The organism is Geobacillus sp. CCR (assembly GCF_052906625.1).
The window spans coordinates 1-7,167 of record NZ_JBREBQ010000064.1 but is presented as its reverse complement, the minus strand read 5'-3'; the positions used below and the strand labels follow the sequence as shown (position 1 = coordinate 7,167).

8 protein-coding genes and 1 pseudogene are annotated in these 7,167 nt (G+C 37.5%); 5 read left to right on the top strand and 4 right to left on the bottom strand.

Features of this window, described 5'->3' with window-relative positions:
• Positions 1-120: 120 nt before the first annotated feature.
• Positions 121-444: pseudogene (locus tag ACVBDQ_RS17295) on the top strand (N-acetyltransferase family protein); the annotation flags it as partial.
• 229 nt (positions 445-673) lie between these two features.
• On the opposite strand, the gene recJ reads toward ACVBDQ_RS17295, so the two are convergent.
• Genes recJ through ACVBDQ_RS17280 form a run of 3 tightly spaced genes read right to left on the bottom strand, consistent with a single transcriptional unit; the run spans position 674 to position 4,189 of the window.
• A complete protein-coding gene (gene recJ, locus ACVBDQ_RS17290; protein ID WP_025038998.1) occupies positions 674-2,335 on the bottom strand; it encodes a single-stranded-DNA-specific exonuclease RecJ in 1,662 nt (553 codons plus the stop codon).
• A complete protein-coding gene (locus tag ACVBDQ_RS17285) occupies positions 2,316-2,717 on the bottom strand; it encodes a hypothetical protein (RefSeq protein ID WP_025038997.1) in 402 nt (133 codons plus the stop codon). Before ACVBDQ_RS17285 ends, recJ begins: the two co-directional genes overlap by 20 nt.
• Positions 2,718-2,731: 14 nt before the next feature.
• Positions 2,732-4,189, bottom strand: a complete 1,458-nt coding sequence (locus ACVBDQ_RS17280) for a recombinase family protein (protein ID WP_025038996.1) — start codon at positions 4,187-4,189, stop codon at positions 2,732-2,734.
• A 131-nt stretch (positions 4,190-4,320) separates the two neighbouring features.
• On the opposite strand from ACVBDQ_RS17280, the gene ACVBDQ_RS17275 reads away from it, so the two are divergent.
• Entirely contained in the window at positions 4,321-4,563 is a 243-nt protein-coding gene (locus ACVBDQ_RS17275) for a hypothetical protein (RefSeq protein WP_025038995.1), read from the top strand.
• Positions 4,564-4,650: 87 nt separating this feature from the next.
• Here ACVBDQ_RS17275 and ACVBDQ_RS17270 read toward each other — a convergent pair whose 3' ends face one another.
• Positions 4,651-4,998 carry a helix-turn-helix domain-containing protein gene (locus ACVBDQ_RS17270; protein WP_020753785.1) on the bottom strand — a complete coding sequence of 116 codons (348 nt, stop codon included), beginning with the start codon at positions 4,996-4,998 and terminating at the stop codon, positions 4,651-4,653.
• 164 nt (positions 4,999-5,162) lie between these two features.
• On the opposite strand from ACVBDQ_RS17270, the gene ACVBDQ_RS17265 reads away from it, so the two are divergent.
• The 3 genes from ACVBDQ_RS17265 to ACVBDQ_RS17255 are packed head-to-tail and all read left to right on the top strand — an operon-like array spanning position 5,163 to position 7,091.
• On the top strand, positions 5,163-5,327 hold the full coding sequence (locus tag ACVBDQ_RS17265; RefSeq protein WP_011230102.1) for a hypothetical protein: 165 nt from the start codon (positions 5,163-5,165) through the stop codon (positions 5,325-5,327).
• On the top strand, positions 5,324-6,835 hold the full coding sequence (locus tag ACVBDQ_RS17260; protein WP_446663372.1) for a recombinase family protein: 1,512 nt from the start codon (positions 5,324-5,326) through the stop codon (positions 6,833-6,835). Before ACVBDQ_RS17265 ends, ACVBDQ_RS17260 begins: the two co-directional genes overlap by 4 nt.
• The gene (locus ACVBDQ_RS17255; RefSeq protein ID WP_446663371.1) at positions 6,822-7,091 is read left to right on the top strand and encodes a recombinase family protein; all 270 of its coding nucleotides are present in this window, start codon (positions 6,822-6,824) and stop codon (positions 7,089-7,091) included. Before ACVBDQ_RS17260 ends, ACVBDQ_RS17255 begins: the two co-directional genes overlap by 14 nt.
• Positions 7,092-7,167: the final 76 nt, after the last annotated feature.

Below are 7,167 nucleotides of genomic sequence, written 5' to 3'. Positions count from 1 at the left end.
ATGGAAATCTTTGTCCGAAACAATTCACAAAAAATTTAGCACATTCCTTCAGAAAAGGGGAGAGGGCTTTCTGAAAGAATGTGCAAAAAAATGGGCGTTTTGTGCTGAAATAAAATGATAATTTACAGCTGGTGTAAGATAAGTAAAGTATCGGATCGCTGCGTGTATGAAGGGGTGGGAGAGGTGAGTGTGTATGTTCGAGATGTGAGTCGGGGAAAAGGAGTGGGAAAAAAACTTCTACAAGCTATGATCAAAGAATCCGAGGCAAAAGGATTTTGGACATTAACAGCAGGGATTTTCCCTGAAAACATACCAAGTTTACGTTTACATCAAAGTGTTGGATTTCGTGAAGTTGGTATCCGACAACGTATAGGAAAGTTAAATGGGGTATGGCGTGATGTGGTATTGCTTGAGCGTCGCAGTCCAGTTGTAGGTATAGACTGATTATGAATTTTATATTATGTAATCACTTTGTATATATAAAAGTGGCAGATTATTCTCGGATTCATAGCGAACCAAAATAAATCTGCCACTAGAGTTAGATCCAAATACAATTGTGTTATTTCCATATACCATTCTGTCAATGTACAGCCCCTCGTTGTGGGTTATGTCCTCCTCTGCAAAAAACAGTATATTTTGTTAATTGTATTTAACTTTTTCCAAGGCTCTTTTGTTATTGGATGAAACGAAGATCATGAATTAAAAAATCTTTTTTTATCGGACAGCTAGGAGTGTAAAGACATTCAGCTAACGATTGTTGTTGGAGTTTGTTTGCCATTGCTCCTTTAAAGAAGGCAATGGCTTTTTTATCATTTGTTATTAATTTTAAATGTTCATTGTTTTTTCCGAATACTTGGAATTGCTTGATTACCAGCGGTGAGCAATAAAACAACGGCTTTGGAAATGACATTCCGAATGGTTCTAAAACGCCTAAGTCATCAAAAATATGCATAGGGAACTGATGTAAGGGAATTGTACTAATATATTTTAATTTTGGAGTTAGTGGCGGTTCGTCTAAGGCTGCTAGTTGAATCGCTTCTTTAAAAGCATGGATATGGTCGAAATCGAGTGGCATCGAAAAACCAGCAGCGGCTCGATGACCACCGTATTTGGTTAAGAAGTGGGAGCACTTCTTAATCACATTAATGATGGAAAAATCAGTCGTGTTTACACTTCTGGCAGAACCGGCTCCTGTCAAGGAAATCACAACCGCTGGCTTTTTGAATTTATTTGCTATTTTTGCGGCGATGAGACCGATTATTCCGCTGTGAAAATCATCGCAAACGACAATAACATTTTGTTTGTACCATTGGTTTTGAATAATTTGTTCCTCAATACGTTGGAATTGTTCTTTTGTCATTTGTTGCCGCTTTTTATTTAAAGTAATTAATGCGTAAAGATCTGCTTTTGTACATAAAGGGTTGACTAGGATATCGACAGCTTCGTTTGGATCTCCAATTCGTCCCGACGAGTTAAAAATCGGTCCAATTTGAAAGCTAATGGTGGAACTATCGACATATTTAATTCGTAACATTTCAAAGAGTTTTTTTAATACAGGGGTTGGTGTATAGTTCATTTTCTGCAATCCAAGTTTACAAATAATACGATTTTCTCCTTTGAGAGGCATTAGATCCGCAATCGTACCTAATGTCGCAAACTCAATAAATTCGTAAACATGTTTATCCCATGGAATTTTTCCCGCCATAAATAGTGCCTGTACGACTTTTAAAGCGACTCCCGCACCGGATAGATGCGGAAACGGATAAGTGTTGTCATGTCGTTTCGGATTAATAAACGCATAACAGTCAGGATGCGGACCTAAAACTTCGTGATGATCCGTAACAATGACATCCATTCCTCTTCTTTTTGCGACTTCCATGGCAGAGTGGGCACTTGATCCATTATCTACTGTAATAATTAAAGAGACATCTTCCGGAATTTTTTCTATTGCTTTCGGTGACAAACCGTACCCTTCATTACGAAGCGGCAATCGATAATGGACATCTGCTTTAAATTTCTTTAAAGCTTTGTACAGGATAGCTGTTGCTGTCATTCCATCTACATCATAATCACCATAAATCAGAATTTTTTCTTTTTGTATCAAAGCTTTAATAATGCGTATAATCGCTTTTTTCATGTCATTCATGAGAAATGGATCATGAAAATCATCTATAGTCGGAAATAAGAATCGTGATACTTTTTCGCAATTGTCGATGCCGTGAATAAACAAATGGTGCATCAGTACAGGTTCGATATCAAACTGTCTTGCCATATAGGTGATTAAAGCTTTATTTGGATGTTTTTCTAGTGGTGTATCAAACGGTACCCAATCCATACTTACCGTCCTCTCGTGAGTTGTAAAACCAAGCATATTTTTTAGCTTGAAAAACGTTTAATGTTTGAAAAAATCGGTCGGATGGGATGTTTTTTGTTCCGTAGTATTCTTGGTAAAAGCGCAAAAGGTACTCTGGAGGACGGTTATATGTTAAATACTCTCTGTAAAGATCGATTGGTATTGGGAATGCGTTTTCGTATTCAATTCCTCCTTTTGACAACACAAAATACAACTCAAATGGCGTGTCGATTTCAAGCGAACTCATTACTTCTTTATAAAAAATGACACCCGAATTTTTGTAAGAGATCAGTTCTTTTTTTAGATGAAGCAGATTCTGAAATTGATTAGTATCGAGCAATTGGCGTAAGGTGATCGGTTTCATGCTGTCAACTCCATTTACTGAATGTTTAATACGATTTCAATATCCTTTTCATCAAGTAAAATCACTTTTTCAACAATCGTTTTAATGAATGATTTTGCTTCCTGGACTGGTAAAACATCGATTGCATCGATCACATTGTTTATTTTTTCTTTCACCATTGCCTCAAGCTTTTTTACATCCACTAAAGAAGCATTTTCCGCTTTTTGAGCTTCTGCAATGATTTGTTCCATCCGCTTTTTTTCTTCATTTAAATCCTCTAACTCAATGAGTCCTGCCGTGTACGCTTCCACTTTTCGTTTATAACGGTTTTTGGCGGCTCGAATTTTTTGCTCGATTGTGCTCTCTTCGTTTTCAGCAGCCCTTTGAATAAGATGAGGAATCATTTGGGTGTTAATCGAATCGGCTAACTTTAATAACCCATGTTTAAACCATGACTCCACATCGTCAGCGCGGTACTGTTTGCTTGTACACGTTCCTTTGTTTTTGTTAGCGGAACAACGATAAACACGATAGCGATTTTTCGGTGAACCTGACCAACCAATGCTCATTCCTGAACCACATCTGCCGCATTTTAATAGTCCACCAAGCAAATGGGGACTTGTTTGTGCTCGAGGTGCCATTTGTTTTTTATTTACTCTTTTTTGTACTTGTTCCCATGTAACTTGATCAATAATAGCTGGACAAGCGTCTTCAACGACAACCCAATCGGCATCATCTTTTTTTACCCGCTTCGATTTACTGGAGTCGATACGGTTCCAAACCAGAGTTCCTTTATATACGGGATTGGTAAGCATTCGTTTAATAGCACGAATCGACCATTCCTTTTTTTGACGAGAAGCTATTCCTTCTTCATTTAGCTTTTTAGCAATCGCATAGTAGCCGAGCCCTTTATTTAGATACCAATCATAAACGTTTCGAACGATTTGTGCTTCTGGTTCATAAATAACTAATTCTTTATTTACATCTAATCTGTAACCGTAAGGGCTTTGTGTTAACCATTTTCCTTGTCTGGCTGCGTGCAGCATGTTTTCAAAAACACGTTCCCGAATTCGTTCCCGTTCAAACTCGGCAACCGCACCTAGGACTTGGAGTGTAAGACGTCCGGACGGAGTATTGGTGTCAAACGATTCGCTAATCGAAATAAATGAAACGTTATATTCTTGGAACGTATCAATTAATTTCAAAAGATCCAATAATCGCCTGCTCAAACGGTCCAATTTCGTGACTAATATTTTTGAAATCGTACCTTTTTTTACTTCCTGTAATAAACGGTTTAACTCCGGACGATCAAGATTTTTAGCAGAATAACCGTCATCTATAAAAAGTAGTGGTTCCTCATTCCAACCCATTGCCCGGCAGTAAGCTTTTAACCGTTCTTGTTGTTCATCGAGCGAAACCCCTTCCCGAGCTTGTTCGTCCGTAGAAACGCGGCAATATAAAGCAATCGATCTTTCTTGAAAAGTGTCTTTCATACAGATTGCCTCCAACTCTGTTTGTCCATATCCCATATATATGTTTGGATGAAGCAAACAATGAGTTTGAACGATTAACAGGGTTGTCCTATCCCATTCTTCGCATATGTATGAGCAAAGGGGGAATACCGATGGAAGATGTGAAAGTCCGCTTCTCCGTAAATAGCAGTTTAGGAAAATTTTCATTTGACGACATCCACGATCTTCATAGCCACCCTGTTGCTCAAATGATCCAAGAAAAAATGGTTGCATGGGAACAGAAGTTTAAGGGAAGCGCAATTCATCACTTATTGCATAAAGAAATCGGTCAGGAACAAGCAAAACAGATTCAAGTTGCCTTCCAACAAAAAGAGAGCCAACCGGTCGATGGTTAGGCTCTCCTTTTTTGTTAATTTTATTCATTATTATGAACAGATGTTTATTATTATGAATAAAATTACCAAAATTTGTTCATCATAAAATTAGCGAGTGGAGTTTTCATTCAAAAACAAATGAACTCCTCGCTCCAGTGTGGAAAGGAGGTAATCAGCAATTTCTGGGTGCTTTTGTTCCAATTCCTTTAGTTGTCGCATGACATGTTGGATCCGAATATCGAATTCGCTATCAGTGGAATGTGTTGTTTCAACAGGAAGGAGTGAGAGTTCTTCTTGAAGTTTTTCGAGAAGTGAAAGCTGAATGGTGTCTGTTTTACCCGTTTCTAAATTGCTGAGATAAGCGGGAGAAACATTTAACCGTTCAGCGAAAGCATTTAAACTGATTCCTTTTTGTTTTCTTAGCACACGAATTCGTTCTCCTATATGTTGCAACATATTCGAATTCCTCCATAAAAATGGCTAGACGCATGTATTTTCAAAGAAATACAGGTTTGGTTAGAAACAAAGGCTTTATTGTATTTCAACATTCATCTAAAAAAATCCTGTTTGTAAGCTTAAGTTTTAGAAAAACATCATAAATTTTTTGAGGAGAGATAGAAATGAAAAGAAAAATCCCAAAAGTAACTTGCCAAGTCGTTTCTATTCAATATGTTCATGATCCAGAGGCAGCTGAAAAGTGGTTTGACTTGTACACAGATATTATTTTGAAGCAAATACAGAACAGGCAAGAAACGAAAAGGGACTCGGAGGTGTTGGATGATTGAAAACGGTTGCTTACTACCGCAACTCGATTAGCAAAGAAAAGCAGAAGTTATCCATTGAAATGCAAATGCAGCATGTGCATGAGGTAGCAGCAAAAAACCGTTTATTGATCGATGATGAGTTTATGGATCGAGAAACGTCCGCCAGAAAAAAGAAAATAGAAGAGAGAAAGGGTATGGCGCAGCTAATCGAAGAAATAAAAAAGGGGCGGGTAAAAAATTTAATTGTGTACAGCCGTTGCCGCTTGGCACGAAATGTACAACAGTATATGAGTTTATATGATTTACTAAGGCAGCATAAGGTAAATGTCATTTTCGCAGCGAGCTTTGAATTTCCTATGATGTATACGGCGGAGGCTGAATTAATTGAACGGATTGTCGCCGCCATGAATCAGGAAGATGCTGAAAAATTGGTTCAAAAATTGCAAGATTCTAAAGTAACTGTAGCAAGAGAAGGAAAACATGCTGGGGGACGTATTCCATTTGGGTATCGATCACCCCGAGAGGATCTTGAAGAGGATAAGGAGGAGTCTGATTGGATTTTAGTTGAAGAGGAAGTAAAGACAATCCAAAACGTTTATGATTTATTTTTGCAAAAAGATTTTAGCTCCCTCACAAAATTTGTAGAGATAGTAAACGAATTGGGACTGCGCTTTAAAGATAATAAGGAATGGAACTATTCTAATATGCAAAACGTTCTTACAAACCCTATTTACAAAGGAAAAAGAATATCTCACATAAAGGGAGAAGAAATTGAAAAAGATGTGCCGCATCTTAAGATTGTCGATGAAACAGTATGGGAAAACGTTCAAAAGAAAATGAGTAAGGTTGTAAAGAGACGCAAAAAATCAAAAGAAAATCAAAATGAAAACCATGTATTTTTATTAAAAGATCTTGTTTATTGTGATGAATGTAATCAAGTAATGCATGGCAAGCCACATCAATTGAAGGGTAAAACGTTTTTAGTGTATAAATGTAAAAAACATTCCAAAGTGCGAGCATCAAAAGATTGGTTAGAAAACACAGTTATTGAACATGCGAATGAGTTCTTTAACCAAATTATTCATACGCAATTTGCGGAGGTTATTGAGAAAATATACAAGGGAGAGACAAAGGGATATATCGAAGCCATTGAGCAAATTGACCGCGAACTGAAACAGTTAGAGGAAAGCATGGTACAGACAGTGGAGCATGCTCTGGCAAAGGAAGAAGAACTTCAATTAAACAAGTCGATGTTACAGATGTTAAAGAAATATGAACAAAGCTTGTTTGTTAAATCCGAATTAGAATCCAGGATTTTCGAAATAAGCGAAAAGTTTAAGACGATACATGATTGGAAACAGGAGTCATCGTTGAAAATGATTGATCCAGACATGGCAGATGATCAAAAAATAGAATTGCTGCAGGACATTATCTCTCGTGTTCGGGTCAGTAAAGAGAAAATTGAAATTATTTTCCGTCATCCATTATTTACAGGATTGGAGGGAAGGGAAGAAATTGGACTTATCTAAGATTTTGACACCAGGCATGAAAGGGGTTTTTTATGGTCGGCATTCCACGCATAAGCAGACAATGGAAACACAGCGTCGTAGCGCCTATGATTTAGCCGAAAAATATCAGTGTACAATTGTGGAGGAAATTCTGGACGAGGGAGTGTCTTCACGAAAAAAAGATCGTGAAGGATATAAGAGATTGATTGCTGCAGCTTATGAAAAGAGGTTCATCACCAAATTTTGTGATTTAGTGACAAAAAAGAGAAAGCACTGACGAGATCCTGGCAATAATGTTAGCGGTGAAATCAACATTAAGGAGGTCTCGTAAGTGCTTTCGATACCACTAGGAT